Source organism: Polyangium sorediatum, from assembly GCF_029946465.1.
GTDB classification, from domain to species: Bacteria; Myxococcota_A; Polyangia; order Polyangiales; family Polyangiaceae; genus Polyangium; species Polyangium fumosum.
Genome location: NZ_JARZHI010000042.1, coordinates 21223 through 40061, shown reverse-complemented (window position 1 = coordinate 40061; position 18839 = coordinate 21223). Strand labels below are relative to the sequence as shown.

Annotated in this window: 13 protein-coding genes; 7 read left to right on the top strand and 6 right to left on the bottom strand. The window is 66.6% G+C overall.

Features of this window, described 5'->3' with window-relative positions; genetic code table 11:
• The first annotated feature begins 6 nt into the window (after positions 1 to 6).
• Genes QHF89_RS33395 through QHF89_RS33385 form a run of 3 tightly spaced genes read left to right on the top strand, consistent with a single transcriptional unit; the run spans position 7 to position 3562 of the window.
• On the top strand, positions 7 to 1239 hold the full coding sequence (locus QHF89_RS33395) for a CapA family protein (RefSeq protein ID WP_136970528.1): 1233 nt from the start codon (positions 7 to 9) through the stop codon (positions 1237 to 1239).
• Positions 1240 to 1265: 26 nt separating this feature from the next.
• Positions 1266 to 2387: a TolB-like translocation protein gene (locus QHF89_RS33390; RefSeq protein WP_136970527.1), complete on the top strand. Its 1122-nt coding sequence runs from the start codon at positions 1266 to 1268 to the stop codon at positions 2385 to 2387.
• Positions 2384 to 3562: an MYXO-CTERM sorting domain-containing protein gene (locus tag QHF89_RS33385; RefSeq protein WP_136970526.1), complete on the top strand. Its 1179-nt coding sequence runs from the start codon at positions 2384 to 2386 to the stop codon at positions 3560 to 3562. The genes QHF89_RS33390 and QHF89_RS33385 overlap by 4 nt, the downstream gene beginning before the upstream one ends.
• A 63-nt stretch (positions 3563 to 3625) precedes the next feature.
• Here the strand turns inward: QHF89_RS33385 and QHF89_RS33380 are convergent, their stop codons facing one another.
• The 3 genes from QHF89_RS33380 to QHF89_RS33370 form a co-directional block, all read right to left on the bottom strand.
• Positions 3626 to 4825, bottom strand: coding sequence for a hypothetical protein (locus tag QHF89_RS33380; RefSeq protein WP_136970525.1), 1200 nt, complete (start codon positions 4823 to 4825; stop codon positions 3626 to 3628).
• A 215-nt stretch (positions 4826 to 5040) separates the two neighbouring features.
• Entirely contained in the window at positions 5041 to 6174 is a 1134-nt protein-coding gene (locus tag QHF89_RS33375) for a PAS domain-containing protein (RefSeq protein WP_136970524.1), read from the bottom strand.
• A 69-nt stretch (positions 6175 to 6243) separates the two neighbouring features.
• Positions 6244 to 7269: a hypothetical protein gene (locus QHF89_RS33370; RefSeq protein WP_136970523.1), complete on the bottom strand. Its 1026-nt coding sequence runs from the start codon at positions 7267 to 7269 to the stop codon at positions 6244 to 6246.
• A 97-nt stretch (positions 7270 to 7366) separates the two neighbouring features.
• On the opposite strand from QHF89_RS33370, the gene QHF89_RS33365 reads away from it, so the two are divergent.
• Positions 7367 to 7957, top strand: coding sequence for a hypothetical protein (locus QHF89_RS33365; RefSeq protein WP_136970522.1), 591 nt, complete (start codon positions 7367 to 7369; stop codon positions 7955 to 7957).
• Here the strand turns inward: QHF89_RS33365 and QHF89_RS33360 are convergent.
• Positions 7954 to 8949 carry a hypothetical protein gene (locus tag QHF89_RS33360; RefSeq protein ID WP_136970521.1) on the bottom strand — a complete coding sequence of 332 codons (996 nt, stop codon included), beginning with the start codon at positions 8947 to 8949 and terminating at the stop codon, positions 7954 to 7956. The two genes, QHF89_RS33365 and QHF89_RS33360, sit on opposite strands and share 4 nt — an antisense overlap.
• A 114-nt stretch (positions 8950 to 9063) precedes the next feature.
• Positions 9064 to 10194, bottom strand: a complete 1131-nt coding sequence (locus QHF89_RS33355; protein ID WP_136970520.1) for an endonuclease/exonuclease/phosphatase family protein — start codon at positions 10192 to 10194, stop codon at positions 9064 to 9066.
• A gap of 80 nt (positions 10195 to 10274) precedes the next feature.
• On the opposite strand from QHF89_RS33355, the gene QHF89_RS33350 reads away from it, so the two are divergent.
• The 3 genes from QHF89_RS33350 to QHF89_RS33340 all read left to right on the top strand — a co-directional run bounded on the left by QHF89_RS33350 (position 10275) and on the right by QHF89_RS33340 (position 18140).
• Positions 10275 to 11492, top strand: coding sequence for an ATP-grasp domain-containing protein (locus tag QHF89_RS33350; protein WP_136970519.1), 1218 nt, complete (start codon positions 10275 to 10277; stop codon positions 11490 to 11492).
• A gap of 174 nt (positions 11493 to 11666) precedes the next feature.
• Complete coding sequence (locus tag QHF89_RS33345) at positions 11667 to 12290, top strand: hypothetical protein (protein ID WP_136970518.1); 624 nt, start codon at positions 11667 to 11669, stop codon at positions 12288 to 12290.
• Between the two features lie 399 nt (positions 12291 to 12689).
• Complete coding sequence (locus QHF89_RS33340) at positions 12690 to 18140, top strand: proprotein convertase P-domain-containing protein (RefSeq protein WP_284721238.1); 5451 nt, start codon at positions 12690 to 12692, stop codon at positions 18138 to 18140.
• 97 nt (positions 18141 to 18237) lie between these two features.
• On the opposite strand, the gene QHF89_RS33335 is transcribed toward QHF89_RS33340, so the two are convergent.
• On the bottom strand, positions 18238 to 18816 hold the full coding sequence (locus QHF89_RS33335; RefSeq protein WP_136934778.1) for a TetR/AcrR family transcriptional regulator: 579 nt from the start codon (positions 18814 to 18816) through the stop codon (positions 18238 to 18240).
• Positions 18817 to 18839: the final 23 nt, after the last annotated feature.

Here is an 18839-nt window from a genome sequence, read left to right as displayed (position 1 = left end):
CTCCGCATGGCTCTGCATCGAGTCAAAGCTCCCCTCGCCCTCGCGCTCGTCGTGGCCGTCGCCGCATGTGGGAACGATCGCGCGGACACCACGAATCTCGCGCCCGCGCCCGCGGCGCCCGCCCCGGAGCCCCCGGATGCCGGGGACGAGGCCACGCGCGACGCCGCGGCGCCGGATGCCCCCACAAACTCCCCTGCATTCGTCACCGTATTCGCCGCGGGCGACGTGAGCTTCGGCCGCCTCGTCGGCCAGATCCTCCTGCGCGAGCCGGACCGCGCCCTGTTCGCGCCGATGGAACACCTCCTCCGCGCGGCGGACGTGCGCTTCGTCAACCTGGAGGGGCCGATCAGCGATCAGGGAACCGAGACCGTCTCCCCCGAGAACAACCTCGTCTTCAATGGCCCGCCCGCCTCGGCCGACGCCCTCGCGCGCGCCGGGATCGACGTCGTCTCCACGGCAAACAACCACGCCTGGGATTACGGTAAATCGGCCCTGCTGGAGACGCTCGATCACCTCGATCGTGCCTCCATCCTGCACGCGGGCACGGGCGCGACCCTCGAAAAGGCCTTCGAACCCGCCATCGTCACGCGGCGCGGGTTTCGCCTGGCCTTCCTCGCGGTCACCGACGTCTGGAACCAGGGCGCCCTCTCCAAGCACCCGGGCCGCGCCCACGTCGCCTCTGCCGATCGCGAAGCCCTCGTCCGCGCCGTGCGGGCGCTCCGCGCACGAGGCGACATCGACGGCATCCTCGTCAGTCATCACGGCGGCGAGGAATACCGCGAAGATCCGCTCCCCGGCACGCGCGCCCTCGCCGAGGCCGTCCTCGACGCGGGCGCCGACGCCTTCCTCGGCCACCACCCGCACGTCGTGCAAGGCGTCTCGTTCCACGCCGGAAAGCCCATCGTCTACAGCCTCGGCAACCTGCTCATGCGCATGCACAGCGGCCATCCCTGGACCGAGATGGGCCTCTCCGTGAAAATCGAGCTCGAAAAGGGCGCCCCGCCCCGCCTCTTCGCGTGCCCCTTCCGCATTCACGGCATCGAGCCGATCCCCCTCGCCCGCGACCCGAGGCGCAAGGCCTACGAATCCCACTTCTTTGGTCGATTCCAGGCCTTGTCGCGCCGCGTCGGGGGCGCGACCCTCGGCCCCGCCGGCGAGGACGGATGCGCGCCCGTCAAACCGCCGACGCGCGCCGAAACACCGAGATCCTCAGATTCTCTTGCACCGAACTTTCCGTAGTCCCCGCCGGGCATTACCCTTCCTCCATGTTCACGCGAAAGCTCCTCCTCGGCCTCGGCGCCTCGTGCGTCGCGGTCGCACTCGCATTCGCAGCCGCCGGACCCGAGGGCGCGACGCCCGCGCACGCCGCAGCGCCGCCCGAAGTCCGGGGGCCTCGCGTGGCCGTCCTGGCCACGTTCCCGGGCGCCGAGGTCACCTCTCTTTATCTCGTCCAGGCCGGCGGAGGCGCGGATCCCGCCCCTGTCGCCACGTTCGCGCACCTGCCCGACGCCACCGTGCGCGCCGCCGTCGTCCCGGGCACGCCGTACGTCCTCGCCACGGCCGATACCACGCCCTCGCGCGACGCCTCCTTTAATGCCTCGCTCTTCCGCCTGCGGCCCCACGCGCCGCCCGAGGCGCTCGTCGCCGGGGTCGTCCACGCGAGCCGCCCCCTCGTCACCCCGGCCGGCCGCGTCTTCGTCTCCCGCGGCCGCGCAGGCACTGAAATCGAGGGCCGATTGCGCGTCGATCCCCTCACCGTCGACGAGGTCGACCTCGCGACCGGAAACACCCGCGCCGTCCACGCCGAGCACGGCCACCTCCTTTTCCTCGCGGGCGCGGCCGGTAGCGAGATCCTCCTTTATCGTGTCCTGCCCGATCACGCCGATATCGTCGCCGTGGATCCCGACAGCGGCGCCGTACGTCCCATCGTCGACGACCTCCCGGCCTTCGCCCGCGATTTTTCCGTCGATGCCCGCGGGGAAAAACTCGTCTTCCAAGGGCGCCACGAGACGAACAGCCGCACCTGGGTCGTCGACGAAATCGACCTCGCCTCGGGCCGCGCGCGCCGGCTCTTTTCGAGCCCCAACATGAACCTCGCCCCCGCGGTCCTCCCGAGCGGCGGCGTCCTTTACAATCCGCCGGGCCGTGGCCTCTCCACGCTCGACGCTGAGGCACGAATCTCCGGCCCCCTCGGCCCCGGCGTCGACCTCGTCGCCGCCACGACAGCCGATTCCCGCTGGATCGCCGCCTTGCACACGCAGCCGAGCGCGCTCGCCGTGCCTTTCCTCGTCGACACGGAGACCGGCGCCGCCGCCGTCCTCCCTGCGCCCCGCGGGAGCCGCGTGGCCGTGGCCGGGTTTTACCTCGAGAATGGAGGTGCGCTTTGAGCCCCAAGCTTCCCCTCGCCGCTGCCGCCTCGCTCGCCCTCCTCGCCGCGAGTGGCGGCGCCGCCGCGTATTGCCCCTCCTACACCGCGTCGAGCCCCGCGAACGATCACGACTGCGCCATCGAGGCCGTGGCCGGGACGAACCCCACGAACGACGAATGGAACGACATCTTCGACCTCGTCTCGCAGGGCCCCGCGGCCTGGGGGAATAACGGCCCCTCCGTCGCCGACATCGGCCAGGGCTGCGGTAACCCCGAGCCTTACCAATCCGTCTCCGCGCGGTTCCCTTGCGAATTGCTGAAGGCCCTCACGAAGGTCGAGTCCGGCTGGCGCCAGTTCTGCGTCCCCACGCTGCCTTCGGATCAGGTCGGCGGCGCATCACGCACGATCATCTCCTTCGATTGTGGCTATGGCATCGGCCAGGTCACGAGCGGGATGCACGTCGGGGAAACCCCGGATTTCGACCGCGAGCGTGTGGCCTCCGATCCCTTCTACAACCTCGCCACGAGCACCCGCATCCTCGCGGCGAAATGGAAGGCGACGAAATGCGTCGGCGACAACCAGCCCAAGGTCGTCGAGCACTGGTACACGGCCACGTGGGCCTACAATGGCCTCGCCTACGTGAACAACCCGAACAACCCGAACTACGACCCGAACCGCGGCGTGTGGAAGCCGTCCGTGGGCGGCGCCGCGCCGTACCAGGAGAAGGTCTTCGGGTTCATGGAATTCAATAGCCAGTGGGAGACGATCGAGCCGGCCTACCCGAACCCCGGCGACATCGGCGGAGGCACGAGCCCGCCCGCGCTCTCCGATCCCGATTGCGCCTCCCCCACGGATTGCGAAGCCAAACGCCCGACCCACGTCACCACGTGTAGCGGCGCGGTCGGCGGCAGCGGAGGCGCGGGCGGAAGCGGCGGCGCAGGTGGAAGCGGAAACGGCGGCGCAGGCGGAAGCGGCGGCGGCGGTGGAAATGGCGGCAGCGGCGGCGGCGCAGGCGGAGGCGGAAACGGCGGCGCGGGCGGAGCCGGCCCCGACGACGACGGCAATGGCGCTGTCCGCGGCGTCATCACCTGCCAGTGCCGCGCCGCCGGCCCCCACGACACGATTCCTGGCTGGCTCGGCCTCGCGACGATCGCCGCCTTGGGTGGGCTCGGCGCGCGCCGCCGCCGCCGGTAATCCCAGGGGGCGACGCGGGCCGGGGACGCGTCGCCCCGGCCCTCCTTCACGCGTAGGCCCGCATCACGGGCACGCGAGCGACCTCATCTCCTGCACGCGGAACGGCAGCTCCTTTTGCAGGATGAAATCCGAGATACGCGTCTCCGGGCCGCTGCGGCTCCGTGACACGTGAAGGAAGTTCGTGCTCGTCTCGCCTGCGTGGCAACCATTGCACGTCCCGACCGAGAACTTCTGCCGAAGATCGTCGGCCACGTCGGGGATCTCCCAGATGAAGGTGTTCGTCGGCACGCGGGCCGATCCACCGTTGAATGGTTGGCCCTTGAACCGGGCCCCCACCTTGTACGTCCCGTCCAGGATCTTGCGCTCGTTCTGCCGCACGAACTCGGTGAGGAGCGGCGTCTTGTTGTGGACGAGGTCCGGCGTCAACCCCACGCTCGCCGGCAAGAGCCTGCCGCGCGAGTCGATCTCGAATTGCCGCAACTCCCACAGGGGCGTCGCGTCGCCGGAGGTCAAGGCGATCTCGTTCGTCCGGAGCTGGTTCAGCACGCTGCCCGCGGGCATCCCTTGCCACGACTTCGCGCTCACGAATTTCTCGGTCAGCGCTTCGAGCTGCGCGTTGTAATCGGACCCGAACGGCAGCGCTCCGAGCGCGTGGAACTCGCGCGCCCACGACTCCGGCGTCTGGCCCCGGTTCGCCGGCAGCTTGTATTCGAAGATCATGGTGAACGGCAGGGCGCGCCCGTCGGGCCCATGCACCTGGTACACGAGCCGCCCCTCGCCCACCCCCTCGCCCACGTTCAACCTCTTGCGCAAATCAAGCCGATACACGATGGCGAGCAGAGACATCGGCGCCTTGTCGAGCTCGTACGTCTTGCCGTCCGCGCTCTTCGCCCGCCAGGGCGCGAGCACGAGCTCCTCCATCCGCGGGCGCGCCTTGATCATGAGCCCGTCGACGGTCTGATCGGTGAGCCACGATTCCATGAATCTCTTGAGGAACTCCTGCTCGGCGTGGCCCTTCGTCATTTCCTGAACCGCGTACCCGAACGACCATTTTCCGAATCCGCGCGCTCGATCGTCCTGGATCACCGAAAGATCCGTGATGAAAAGCTCCTTCGTGGCATCGACCAAGCAATTGGTGAGCGCCTCCTCGTTTTCCCCGAGGGGCTCGGCCTCTCCCATTTCGGAGACCGACGTCTCACCGCAGCCCGCTCCCAGCACGAGCGCCAGAGCGACCGTGAACAATCCATGCATGTCACGCTTCATGACAATCCCCGCCCCCTCCGCGGAGGCGCGCCCGGTCCTATCGCCGTACGCGGTTTGTCTCGGACGCGCTACCACGGGGTCCGATGGCTTTTCGGCGCGGTCGTACCCAGCGACTCGCGCCAAAAACCTGCTCCCTACGCAACAGCCACCAATATCATGCGGGCATGGTGCGTCGGCCAGTCCCCCCGCACCAAGCTTTTGCCCGGGAAACGATTTTACGTCCGCTCACGCCGCGCCGCCTCGATTCCGTCGCGCAGGCTCCGGAGCAAAAGGATCCCCCCGAGGTCCACATTGGCATGGACCAACGTCCGCGCGAGCTTCGACGTGATGCCCGTGGCGATCGGCCGCGCCCCGAGCAGACGAATCGCATGTCCGAGGCGCGCCACTTGCTCGGCCGTCTCCGCCGTGAGCGCGTCCGCGCCGGTCAGATCCAGGATCACGTGCTCGGCGCCGCGCGCCGAAACGGCCCCGAGGATCCGGCCTTCCATCTCCGCCGCGCGCGCCGCATCGAGCGCCCCGATGATCGGCAGCGCGATCGTGCGGGCCGAGACTTCGAGCACCGGCGCCGAGAGGGCGAGGATCTCCTGCTTCTGCCGCTCCACGAGCGCGAGCGTCCCCCGCAGCGCCTCCGCGAGCTGCCCCTCCTCGGCCGCCCGCCGCTCCGCCCCGCGCCGCGCCGTCTCGTCGGTGTGGTGCACGAGGATCACCGTCTGCCCCGTCGCGGGATCCGGCAGCGTGCGCGCCTCGATTGCGTGCCAGCACTCGCCCGATTCCGTGCGCACGGCGGTCTCCAGCGAAAACACCTCCCCGTCCCGCGCCGCCGCGAGCAACGTCTCCGGGACCACGTCGTCCGGGAAGCGCACATGAAATGGCGCCGAGGCCCCAAACGCCCGCTGGGCCGCAGGGTTTTGCAGGACAATCTCCCCCGCCATGTCGAGCAGCGTCACCATCACCGACGTGTGCCGCAGCGCCTCGATGCTGCGCACGAGATCCGGGCTCGGCGCCTTCTCCTTGACGAACCCCTGGATCAGCACGCCCGTCCGGCCGTCGTCGAGCGGCACGCCCGTCATGAAGAGCTTCACCGTCACGGGCTCGCCCTTCGGATAGAGCGTCCATTCCTCTTCGGCCGTCCGCCCTACGCGGAATCCATCGATGTACCCGCGCATCCGCGCTCGCGTCGACTCCGACATATCGGAGTAATCGCGGCCGTAGAGCTCCTCCGTGGTGCTCGCACGCCAAAGCTCGAGGGCGGGTTTGTTCGCCCAGCGCTGCCGGAAAAAGTCGAGATCGAACACCCAGGTCGGGACCGGGGAGGATTCCAGGGCGGCGAGCCGTTCGTGAAGCTTCATGGGTCGGGCTTCGCAGGCGACGCGTGACGTCGCTGGGGGACCTCGTCTAAGACGGAAACCGCGCGATGTCTACCCCGCCACGCGTCTCTCTCCCAGGCCCGGCTCGTGTTGTTCCACGGGCAATCCCGCAATCTCGCGAAGCACGAGCGGAAAAAAGCTCTCGTTATCCATCGCACCCGGCGCGCTGCCCGGATAGCGGCGCTCGATCGAGCGCTTTCCCCGCATCGGATCGATCCTGCGGATCACGACCGTCCCGCCCTTCACGTCGATCTCGTCCACTTCGATCGTGCTCCACCGTTCCACGCGTTCGCCGTCGAAAAGCTCAATGAATCCGAGCCCTATCCGCGCGCGCCTCGAAGGGTCCCGCGCATCGCGGCCGATCTCGATCGCGCCGTGTGCTTCCACATCCTCTCGCGCCTTTCGAAGGAGCCAGTCGTTCCAGGCCCGCTCGGCCGCCACGGCGAAGTGATACGGTTGGTGCTCCAACTTCACCCCCGCGCTCGGCTTCTCCCCCTCGTAATGACCGTGGATCCGGAACGCCGCGCCGACGCTCCGGCGCCCCATCCAGCGCAGGTCGAATTCGACGCGGCTCGTCTCGCCTTTTGGGCGGGTGCGCACGGTCTTTACCAGGGCGCGCGCGTCCTCGAAGCGGAGCACCACGCGCGGCAGCGGATCCCCCCACGTGTGCTGCGCGAGCCCGTCCTTCCCGACGTACGTGCACGACGCGGTCGGGCCATTCACCTTCCACGCGATCGGCGCCGCGAACCAGGCCCCCGCGGCGGCCGCGATCGCGGCGAGCACGCCTGCGATCGACTCCGTCCACGGAGAGCCGAGGCCGAACGTCTGCCGCAGCAGCCATACCAGGATGCCGATGGGCACGAACGAGACCAAGCCCACGGCGACCGCGGCGAGCCCCACGAGCACGGACGTCCGCGCGATGCGCAGCGAGAGCGTCACCGGCTTCTCGCCGGCCTGCACCGTACTTCCGACCGAACGTACGTCCCCGATTTCCGGCGGAGGCAAGGCGAACACCCGCATCCCGTCGGCCAGGCGATCCCCTGCGTGTGACGTCGCCAGCGGCGCGATCCGTGTCATGCCGTCCCGCGTCGAGGATACCCTCCTCCGCCGCGTTTCGCGAGCCCGTCCTCTTCGGCCTTTGCTTCGCGAGCCTCCCGGATTACGCTCTCGCCGCGTGTCGGGCCCTCAGAGATCCTTCAGCGCGGAGCGTATCGGCGCGTGGGCGTACGCGAATGGCTTCACGTGGAACCCTTTCCCCGGGGAGAGCTGGTTCCGCCCGTGGGAGCCGCACGACAACATCGCGCCCCCGGGCCAGTACCTCCACGCGGTCACGCGCCATACGCCGCACGGCCCGTACGTGCTCGTCGAGCCCTGGTACGCCACGGACCTCGACACCGAGCCGCTCGAACGAACCGTCTTCGCGTACGCGACGCACCCGCGCCTCGTGCGCCGCGCGGCCATGCGGGTCGGCGAGCACTTCGTCACGCGCGTCGCTTACCTCGAAAGCGCGCCGCCGCCGAAGGTCGAGATCGGCGACAAACTCTGGGATGCGCACGTCACGACGTTCGCCGTCTCGCCCGCCGAGGCCGCCGCCGCGTTCCCTTCGCGCTTGCGCTCCATGCTCGCGAGCTGGGGGTTTCAGGGTCACCTGGAGATGCGCCCCGGCGGCCTCGTGATGTTCATGGCGGGCCTGCGCCCCGTGCCCGAGCATTACCAGCGCTTGCTCGGCGCGACGCGCGAGGTGCTGCACGCGGCCGTAGGTTAAAAGACGAACGGCACGTCGATCTGCACGATCTTGTACTCGAGGCCGCCCGAGGAGAATCCGGTCGGCAGATCGAGGCCCATCGTCAGGGAGACACCGGGACGTAGCCACATCTTGTCGTTCAGCTTGAAGTGCCCGCGGGGGCCGAAGCCGAGCGTCCAGTTGTCGATCCGCGTGGGATCCGGGCCTTTCTCGATCGTCCCGTTCGAGACCCACAACTGGTAACGCAGCTCGGTGCCGATCGAGAGCTGCGGAAGGACGAACCAGCCGAAATGCAGGCCCGCCGTGAGGTTTGTCCGCGCCGCGTCCTTGTCGAGCGTGGCGCCCCGCACGCGCAGGAGCTGGAGGAGCGTCACCTCGGCCTGCAGCGTGATCCCGTTCGCGATGTAGCCGATGCCCGCCCCGACGATCGGGGTCATGTAGTTGATCTGGAAGAGCGCGTTGTCCATCGAGGCGCGCGCATAAATCCCGTCCAGGTTCGCCGTGCGGGTCGCCGCGTCGGGTTTGTCGCCGCCGCCCGTGCCCACGGGGATCGTCGTGGCCGCGAAGAGGCCCACTTTCCACGACTCGCCGAGCGGAATCGAGTAAAGCGCGCCGATCGCGGGGTTGATGAACGACGTGGCCTTCATGCCCTCGGGCCCCTTCGTCTCGCTGTGGATCATGCCGAGCCGCACGATGGCCGCGAGGTTCGGCAGGATCTTGTAGCTCCCGAGCAGAAGCACCGGGACCGTGGTCTTTGTCGTCGAGAACGCGAGCGTCGTGTCGAGACGAACCACGTTCCCCGCGGTCAGGGGCCGAAGCATGAAGGGCAAAGAGTACGGCGCGGGCGTCTTTTTCGCCGGCGCGGCCTCGGGCGTGGCCTCGGGCGCAGCGGGCGGCGCCTCCGCCGGGGCGTTTTCCGCGCGCGCCGGAAGGGCAGCCGAAAGGCCGCCGAAGGCAAGTCCTAACGCAACGAAACGTGATGCCTTTCGACGAACCCCAATTGCGTTTTTCACGACCCTACCCTCTCCTCTCCGAGCCCAACGTATCCGAGAGCAAGCGCGAGGTGCGAAAAAATTCGAGGGGGTTTCGTGCGTGGCTTGGCAGGCCAGACCACGACGGGCGCCGACCTATCCCACGTCCCAGCGATACGCGCCCAGGATCCCCGCGTGATCACTCACGCGCGGGTGCAGCCCGTCCTCGGGCCCGGCTCCGTCGAACACCCGAACGAACGCCTCGATACGCGCCGCGCGCCGGCCCGCCGTGGCCCGGAGCATCTGGTAATCGATCCGGCTCGTCAGCGTCTTCTCCCCGAACGTGGGCCACACGTTCCGCGTGGCCATTCCCACGTCGGTATACCCTCGCTCCACGAAGAGCGCGACCTGCCGATCCTCGGGGCTTCCATTGAGATCCCCCGCCAAGAGCGTCGCGGCGTGATCCCCGCCCGGCAACCGGGCAGCCTCGGCGAGCAGACGCGCGACCTGCGTCCCGCCGTCCGATCCCCACGACACGTGCGTCGTCCCTACCCGGATTTTGGTCTCTTTGATCGTCGTCCGCGCGATCAGCGCGATGCGAGCGAGCGGGCCTTCGCTGAGCTGCAAGACCGTCACGTCCTCGATCGGGCCCGACGACAGGATCGACAGCCCCTCGTGGTACACGTCGAACCCGATGTGGGCCTCTCTCCACACGTGCTCCCAGCGCCGCCGCGTGAACCGCTCGAGGTGCTCCTGCAAGATCCGCCCGGCGTTTGGCTCGGCCGGGTTCGACACGTGCTCGCCGACCTCCTGCAAGAGGAGCACGTCGATCCCCATCGCCGCCACGCCGAACGCGATCCGCTCAATCTTCGGGATCGAATCGTTCACCACCACGCCGTCCCGCAGGCCTCGCTCCTGGTAGGTGTGCAGGTTGAGCGAAAGCACGCGGATCGCCGCGGGATCCCCGAGATCACGCCCTCCCACGACGAACGCCGCGTTCCGCCCACCGAGCCCGTCGTCGACGTCGAGCGGGTTTGCCGGGTCCGCCGTCCACCGACCATCCACGACGAGCTTGTACGCGTGCACGCCGCGGGGCAGCGGCCGCGTCGTGAGGACCCAGAGGTCCGTGCCTTCGCGCTTCACGAGCGGGATCGGGTCCTTGCCCCAGCCGGTGAAATCGCCGGCCACGAGCACGCTCGAAGCGCGTTCGTCGCGGTAGACGAAGGACACGGAGCCGTCGTGCGCCACGTGCGAGCCGGGAGAAGGGACCACGTCGGGGCGGGTCATCGCCCCCTTCGGTTATGCTTGCGCGCGGGGCGTGTCAAAAGGATTTCCGGGGCGGCCTTCTCGCCTGTAGTCTGCCGGCCATGCGCAACGTGGTCTTCGTCCTGCCGTTCGTCACGGAGGGCGCCCTCAAGTTCGTCTCCGGAACCGCGAACGTGCCCGGGGTTCGCCTGGGCGTCCTCGCCCAGGATCCGGCGGACAAGCTCCCGCCTTCGATCAAGGATCGCCTCGCCGGCCATTGGCAGGTGCAAAACGCCTTCGATCCGCGCCAGATCGCCGAGGGCGTCCAGGGGATCGCGGCGCAGATGGGGCCCATCGATCGCCTCATCGGCTCGCTCGAGCCGCTCCAGGAGCCACTCGCCGAGGTCCGCGCCGCGCTCGGCCTGCCGGGCATGTCGCCCGAGGTCGCGCGGAACTTCCGCGACAAGGCCGTGATGAAGACCATCTTCGAGAGCAAAGGCGTCCCCTGCGCGCGCCACCGCCTCGCCCACCGCCGCGAAGAGGCCCTCGACTTCCTCGCCGACGTCGGCCTCCCGGTCGTCGTCAAGCCTCCGGCCGGGGCTTGCTCCGTGGACACGTTCCGCCTGGAGACGCAGGACGACCTCGACGCGTACCTCGCGCGGATGCAAGCCGAGAGCGGCCCCGTCCTGTTCGAGGAGTTTTTGCGGGGCGAGGAGCATTCGCTCGACGCGGTGACGGTGAACGGCCGGATGGTCTGGTATTCGATCTCGAAGTACTGGCCGTCGCCGCTCACCGTGATGGAAAACCCGTGGATGCAATGGTGCGTCCTGTCGCCGCGGCACGTGGACGTGCCGGCGTACGCCGCGATCCGGGAGACCGGCGAGAACGCGGTCCGCGCGCTCGGGCTCACGACGGGCCTGACGCACATGGAATGGTTCCAGCGGCCGGATGGAAGCGTGGCGGTCTCGGAGATCGGCGCGCGCCCGCCCGGCGCGCATTTCATGACGCTGCTCTCGCACGCGCACGACGTCGATTTCCACCATGCCTGGGCGAAGCTCATGGTGGACGACACGTTCGAGGTGCCAGAGCGGAAATACGCAGTGGGCGCGGCGTACCTGCGCGGCGCGGGGACGGGTCGGGTGAAGGCGGTGCACGGGATCGCCGAGGCGAACGCGGAGATCGGCTCGCTCGTGGTCGAGGCGCGCCTGCCCACGCCGGGGCAGCAGCAGGGCAATGCCTACGATGGGGTGGGGTTCGTGATGCTGCGGCACGAGGACACGGATCTGGTCGCGCAGGCACTGCGGCGGGCGGTCGAGATTCTCCACGTCGAACTCGAATGAACGTCCGTCGTCCGCGGTGACGCTTGACACCTTCCTGCCCTTCCTGCCAGGATCGTTTGGCAGGACGACTTCACATCCGAACTCTCGGTCCGGGAGAGTGGGAGGTTTTTCGTGAACGACATGTGCTCGACGCGCCCAGCTCCGTCATCGACATTCCTTGGTCGGCTCAGGCGCGTGGCCTCTGCGCTGCTCCTTGCCTCGATGCCCGTGCTCGGGCTCGGCGCGCTCGCGGGCTGCGCGTGGCAACCCACGATCCTACGCGTGGATCCCGCGTTGACGTCCAAGGACCTGGTGAACGGCAAAATCGCGGTCATGCCCGTGAAGTTCGACGACGACAAGGTGGGCCCCAAGGAGCGCTCCTTGATGGCGGCCGCCTTTGTTCGCGCGGTCCTCCAAACACGCGAAGACATCCACCTCGCCAGCAGCGCCTCGCACGATCGGGCCCTCCAGGGGGCGCTCGAAGAAGAGGCCAAATTCATGCGTGTTTATGAGGAGGGGGGCACCGACCCGGCGCGACTCGCCGAGTTCACGGCGTCCCTGAATGCTCGCTACTTTGCCCTGTCTCGCCTGCATTACGAGCAAGCCGTCCATGGCGGGGGGAACATGGCCGGCAATACTGTCCAATCCACGCTCTCGGGGAGGGTGTCGCTCGTCGATACGAAGTCGGGGGCGATCGTGTGGGAGGGGGAATTCGTGAGCACGCGGAGCGGCGTCGACACGCAGGTGGATCCCCACCCCTCCATGCATGCATTGCCGTTTTTCTCGACCTTCGTCCGCGGGTGGCCGAACCAGCCCTGAGAGGGCACTGCCACAACGCAGGCGGATGCATCAGAGGTCCGGTGTACTGGTACCCCATGAGCGGGACATCCGGGCTTACGATGTACGCATGACACCAAGCAATACCCTGCGTACATCGTAAGCAAAAATTGTCTTCCCATCTGCAACGTGTGCCGATACGATCGGTCTCCCGTCCACTTCTCTGCGACGGCGTGTGCCAACACGCCTACTGCTTCAGCAGCGCAGCTTCGACGCCATCACGAAACCGTGTTCACCATGACATCTGCTAGAATCTGGCTCCTTGTGACGATCGTTCTCGCCCTCGTCGGGGCTTCGAGCGGGTGCGAGGACAACCCCGACAACCCCGGGTCCGGTGGCAGCGGCGGCACAGGTGGTGCCGGAGGCGGCATGTGTGTGCCCATGGACGACATGAACGATTGCACGGACGATGTGTGCAATCCTGATGGCACGACGGCGCACCATCCGAAACAGGCAGGCGAGAGTTGCTCGAAGGGCATGTGCAACAGCATCGGGCTGTGCGTCGAGTGCCTCGTGGCGAGCGATTGTCCGGGCACGGATGACGTGTGTCAACAACGCACGTGCGCGGGCGGCGCGTGCGGCGTGGTCCATGCCTCGGCCGATGTACCGCTGCCTGCGCAGAACGCGGGCGACTGTAAAGTCATCGTTTGCGATGGCAATGGCGGTACCAAGACGAACAACGACGACACGGACCTGCCCGACGACAGCAATGCCTGTACGGCGGACGCCTGCGTGATGGGCATGCCGGCGAATACGAACTTGCCGCAAGGAACCACGTGCACGCCGGCAGGAGGAAACACGCCGCTGGTATGCAACGACATGGGGCAATGCACCGGGTGCGGCTCGTCCGCGGATTGTCCAGGCGTGGACGACGAGTGCCGGGTGCGGACATGCGTGGCAAACGTGTGCGGAGTGAGCTTCACGGCGGCCCATACACCGGTCGTGGAGCAAACGGCAGGGGATTGCCTCGAGCACGTTTGCGATGGGGCCGGACAATTCGTGAACATCATCGACGATGCCGACGTGCCGGCCGATGATGACCTTGCCTGTACGAGCGAAACATGTGCCGGCGGTTTGCCCATGCACCCAAACGCGGCCGACGGGAGCACATGCGATGATGGCAATGCCTGCACGACGGGCGATGCGTGCATGGCGGGAGCGTGTGCATCGGGCCTACCCGTCACATGCCTGCCGGCCGGTTCGTGTCACGAAGCGGGCGTATGCGATCCGATGACGGGCACATGCACGAATGTACCGAAGCCGGATGGCTCGTCGTGCGACGATGGCAGCGAGTGCACGACGATGGATATGTGCACGGCAGGGGTTTGTAGCGGCGTTGTAACACCGAATGGGACCCCGTGCTTTCAGGGGGGGTCGATGGGTAGTTGCCAATCGGGCATGTGCAACCTGTGCGGCAACGGAGTCGTCAATCCGCCAGAGGAATGCGACGACTTGAATGCGGTGACGGGCGACGGCTGCGATGCATGCAAGATCGAATTGACGTGCGCGGCGGGGGAGATGAGGCTCATCGCGCTGAACAACGATCCCTTGCCGATTCCCGACACATCGACGGCCGTATCGAGCCCGGTCGAGGTCCATGTCACGGGCGCCGTGACCAGAGCCCTGGCGGTCGTGCATTCGCTCACGCACGCATCCACGGCCGACATTGACATGTCTCTCGTGTCGCCACAGCCCTTGTCACGAGAGTTATCCACGGACAACGGGAGCGCTGGTAGCAACTACACACGCACGACCTTCGATGACTCGGCGTCCGTATCCGTAGATACGATCACGGCACCGTTCACCGGAAAGTACAGGCCCGAGCAGTCGCTCACGACCGTCGGAGCAGGTTACGACTTCCTGCGCATGAACGCGTTTGGCACGTGGAACCTGCGCCTCGTCGACGACAAGATGTCCGATGCCGGCACCTTGCACGCCTGGAGCCTCGCGCTTTGTGTGGATCCCGGGGCGTCGTATTGCGGTGACGGCGTGGTGAACGGCGACGAAGAATGTGACGACGGCAATGCGAACAACGGCGATCTGTGCAGCAACGTGTGTCAACACAATGAAGGCTGCGGCGATGGCAACTTCGACCTGGGCGAAGAGTGCGACGACAACAATGTCCTCTCGGGTGACGGCTGCTCCTCGACGTGCAAGGTAGAACTGACGTGTGCGCCCGGTGAAACGCCGGTCATCGTGACGAACAACATGACGGCACCCGTTCCGGAAGACGGTGTGTTCTACGACTTCCCGGTCCATGTGGCGACGGCGGGCGGGGTAAAAAAGGCCGTGGTCGTCATCGGCAGCATCGCGCATACAAACGTGCAGGAACTGTCCTTGCAACTGAAGTCGCCCTTCGGCACGGTCCGCCGGCTGTCCTTCGCCAAAGGCGGCTCGGGCGACGATTACACGTCCACATTCTTCGAGGATGCGGCCAGCGTGTCCATCTTCTCGCCCGCGGTGACCGCACCCTTCAATGGCAAGTTCCAGCCGCAGGAGTCGTTATCCAAGTCGTTTGGCGTGGATTTCCTGAACCAAGCGGCGGTGGGTACCTGGGCGCTCCAGGTGCGTGACATGTATGCGCCAAACTTCGCCGTGTTCAATTCGTGGACGCTCGCGTTGTGCCTGGGCCCGAGCGCCTATTGCGGCAATGGCATCGTGGAAGCCGGCGAGGAATGCGATGATGGTAACACGGACCCCGCCGACGCGTGCAGCAACGCGTGCACCGTTTACCAAGGCTGCGGCAATGGAACCATCGAAGCGGGCGAGGTCTGTGATGACGACAATGTCGTCTCGGGTGATGGTTGCTCGGCGACCTGCAAGGTCGAGCTGAATTGCGATCCCGGACAAAGCCTGGTAACTACGACCAGCACGTTCACGACCACCCTTAACGACGACAATACCTTCGTCAACAGCTACCTCAACGTGAACACGGCCGGAGGCGTCAAGAAGGCCGCGCTGGTCATCGGTCGCCTCAGCCATTGGCGCGTCGAGGATCTCGATATCCAGTTGCAGTCGCCCGTCGGAACGGTGCGCGTCCTGTCTGATGACAATGGTGGTACGGGCGACAATTACGTCTCGACCATCTTCGCCGACGCGGCCACGTCGCCAATATCGCTCGGCGCGCCCCCGGCGGTGGCTCCCTTCAATGACACGTTCCTGCCCGAACAGTCCCTGGCAATGACCGCGGGGGTGGACTTCCGCGATATCAACGCGGCCGGGCAATGGCGGCTGCAAATCCGCGACGATACGGCCGGCACGAGCGGGACGCTCTACAACTGGAGTCTCGTGTTGTGCCTCGATACCACGACGTATTGCGGCAACGCAACGACGGATCCGGGCGAAGAATGCGATGATGGCAACATCAGCAACAGCGATGGATGCACCATTACTTGCACGTTCAGCGACGGATGCGGAGACGGCAACCTGGACGCGGGCGAGCAATGCGACGATGACAATCTGGCTTCGGGTGATGGTTGCTCGCCGACATGCCAAATCGAAATGGCATGCGCCCCGGGCGAGACATTCGTGTCCGCATCGAATAGCACCGTGACGAACATCACCGACAACAATACGTTCCGGAGCTTCCCCGTCACAGTGGCCTTGACAGGCTCCGTCCAGAAGATGCTTGTCTCCATCGGCGGCATCACGCACCCGAACGTCGCGGACCTCGACATCCAGTTGCTTGGACCGAACGGCACGGTGCGCAACCTGTCCGATGACAACGGCGGCACCGGCGATCATTACACCCAAACGATCTTCGAGGATCCGGCGACGACCCTGATCACGGCCGGCACGGCGCCATTCACCGGAAGATTCCGACCCGAAGCATCGATGGCGACGACCGCAGGTACGGACTTTTTGCGCAAAAATGCGGAGGGCACGTGGACGTTGCAAGTGCGTGACGACACCAGCACCAATGCGGGTACGTTCCGCAACTGGACGCTGGCCCTGTGCGTCGATACAGCCGGGTATTGCGGCGACGGCGTGATCAATTCCGGCGAGGAGTGCGACGACGCAAATACCAACAACGCTGACGCGTGCACCAATACATGCCAGTTGGCCAACGGTTGCGGCAATGGCACCTGGGACGCCGGCGAGCAATGCGACGACAACAACCTGGCATCAGGTGACGGATGCTCGTCGACGTGCCAGGTGGAAATCGTGTGTGGTGCCAACGAGACGCCGGTCATCGTCTCGAACAACACCACGACGCCGATCGTGGACAACGGCCCATTCCAGGACTTCCCGGTCCATGTGGCCACGACCGGCGGCGTGAAGAAGGTCATCGCGGTCGTCGGAAACATCGCCCACATCGTCGACTCGCACCTCGATATCCAGCTAGTCGGGCCAAGCGGAATGGTGCGCAACCTGTCCGATGACAATGGCGAAGCCAACGACGATTACACGTCGACCTTCTTCAATGACGATGCTGCGATCAGCATCACGGCAGGTGCCGCGCCGTTCAATGGAACGTTCCGCCCCGAGGCATCGCTGTCGGCCGCGCCGGGAACGGACTTTGCCCTCCAGAATGCGGCGGGCACGTGGACGCTTCAAGTGCGTGACGACACGGCCGTGCTCGGGGGCACGTTCAATAGCTGGACGCTTGCCCTCTGCATCGATACCGCTGGGTATTGTGGTGATGGCAAAGCCGACCCCGGCGAAGAGTGCGACGACGGCAATACCAACGACCTCGATGCATGCACCACGAAGTGCCAGTTGACCGACGGCTGCGGTGACGGGAACCTCGACGCGGGCGAGCAATGCGACGACAACAACCGCGTCTCGGGCGATGGTTGCTCGTCGAGCTGCCAGTACGACATCACCTGCGCAGCGGGCCAAGTGCCCGTCATGTTGACGAACAGCACGCCGCTGGCCATTCCAGACGGCACCTACACGGGTGCCGTGCAAGCCATCCACGTGCCGGAGGCGGGTGTCGTTCGCAAGGTGATCACAGCGCTGGACGTAACGCACCCGAATGTGCAGGAGCTCGAGATATCCCTGATCTCCCCCTACGGTGTGTCGCATTCGGTGACGGGCGGCGCACCAGGGGCCAACATGCGGTCGACGATCTTCAGCGACGACAGCAGCGCGCTCATCAGTACGGGCACGCCGCCCTTCACGGGGACCTTCAAGCCCACGCAGACGCTCTCCAGTGCCGCGGGTTTTGGAACGCAAACGGCCCTGGGCACCTGGCACTTGCTCGTTCGAGATACGGAGGCAGGGAACACGGGCACGCTGGATTCGTGGAAGCTCTTCTTGTGCATAGATCCCAGCGTCACGACCACCTGCGGCAACGGTTACGTCGAGCCGGGTGAAACCTGCGACGATGCCAATGCAATCACCGGTGATGGTTGCAATGCGAGCTGCCAGCTCGAGTTCATGTGTGGTCCGGGTGATACGCTGATCATCCAGAAATCGACCGATGGCCCCTTCTTGCTCACGGCAGGCTCGGGCTATAGCGAGAGCGTCATCAACATCGCGAGCTCGGGCAAGGTGCGCAAAGCGGCCGTCGTCATCAACTCCATTGCGCACACGTGGACAAATGACCTGTCAATCTCGCTGCTCTCGCCCTCCGCCAAGAGCTTGCTTTTGAGCTCTGCCAACGGCGGGTCGGGTAGCCATTACGCGTCGACCATCCTTGCCGATCATGCAACCACCAGCGTGAACGGAGCGACCGCTCCCCTCCGTGGAATGTTCATGCCCGAGGAGCCCCTGTTCGGCTTGTACAACCAAACCGCGAATGGCCCGTGGACGCTGCGCGTGGCCAATTTTTCCGTCTACAGCTCGGGCATGCTCAAATCCTGGACGATGTCCCTCTGCGTGCGTTAGCGCGGCGCACGCACGTGCCACGCGAGCGACGCACGAGGTAGAACGGTGGCAGGCAGCAGAACGCTATCGCATCGTCCGGGTTGGGGCTTCCCCCGGCTCAGCCCGTGCCCTCGTCGACGATCGCCTGGGTCGCGGCCTCCAGCCAACGGCGGGTGGAGGCGATGCGCGCATCGGAGAGCGGCTCCAGGGGCAAGAGCTTCCAGCTCGTGAGGAAGCCGGTCCAGAGGATGTTGAGCCGCGCCGCGCGCTCCTCGGCGTTCGGGGGTCCGAGCCACGCGGCCAGCGGCACCATCACCTTCGTCTGGAGAAATTCGATGCTCGCCGCGTGCGCCGCGGGGTCGGCCGCCGAGAGGATCATCATCGCCAGCGGGCCCGATGCGTCCTGCGTGTCGCAGAAGATGGCCACCATGTCCACGCCGAAGCGGCGCCGATCCCCGTGGAGCATCGGGGAGATGTCGATGATCCGCTCCAGCGTCGCTCGGTAGAGCCCCTCTTTCGAGCCGAAGTAGCGGCCGACGAGCGCAGAGTTCACCCCGGCGAGCTCGGCCACCTCGCGCACGCCGGTGTTCGTGAAGCCTCGTGTCGAGAACAGGGTCCGCGCGGCGTCGAGGATCGCGGTGCGCGTGCGGTCCGCATCGCGCTGCCGCGTCGGCTTCTTGGGCTCGGTGCGAGGCATGTACACGGTTGTTTACTTACGCC

Bases quoted from the DNA above. Each gene is read 5' to 3' on its own strand.
- QHF89_RS33395 (WP_136970528.1), top strand. From the start codon at position 7: ATGGCTCTGCATCGAGTCAAAGCTCCCCTCGCCCTCGCGCTCGTCGTG.
- QHF89_RS33335 (WP_136934778.1), bottom strand. From the start codon at position 18,816: ATGCCTCGCACCGAGCCCAAGAAGCCGACGCGGCAGCGCGATGCGGAC.
- QHF89_RS33370 (WP_136970523.1), bottom strand. From the start codon at position 7,269: ATGACACGGATCGCGCCGCTGGCGACGTCACACGCAGGGGATCGCCTG.
- QHF89_RS33340 (WP_284721238.1), top strand. From the start codon at position 12,690: ATGGACGACATGAACGATTGCACGGACGATGTGTGCAATCCTGATGGC.
- QHF89_RS33355 (WP_136970520.1), bottom strand. From the start codon at position 10,194: ATGACCCGCCCCGACGTGGTCCCTTCTCCCGGCTCGCACGTGGCGCAC.
- QHF89_RS33350 (WP_136970519.1), top strand. From the start codon at position 10,275: ATGCGCAACGTGGTCTTCGTCCTGCCGTTCGTCACGGAGGGCGCCCTC.
- QHF89_RS33390 (WP_136970527.1), top strand. From the start codon at position 1,266: ATGTTCACGCGAAAGCTCCTCCTCGGCCTCGGCGCCTCGTGCGTCGCG.
- QHF89_RS33375 (WP_136970524.1), bottom strand. From the start codon at position 6,174: ATGAAGCTTCACGAACGGCTCGCCGCCCTGGAATCCTCCCCGGTCCCG.
- QHF89_RS33380 (WP_136970525.1), bottom strand. From the start codon at position 4,825: ATGAAGCGTGACATGCATGGATTGTTCACGGTCGCTCTGGCGCTCGTG.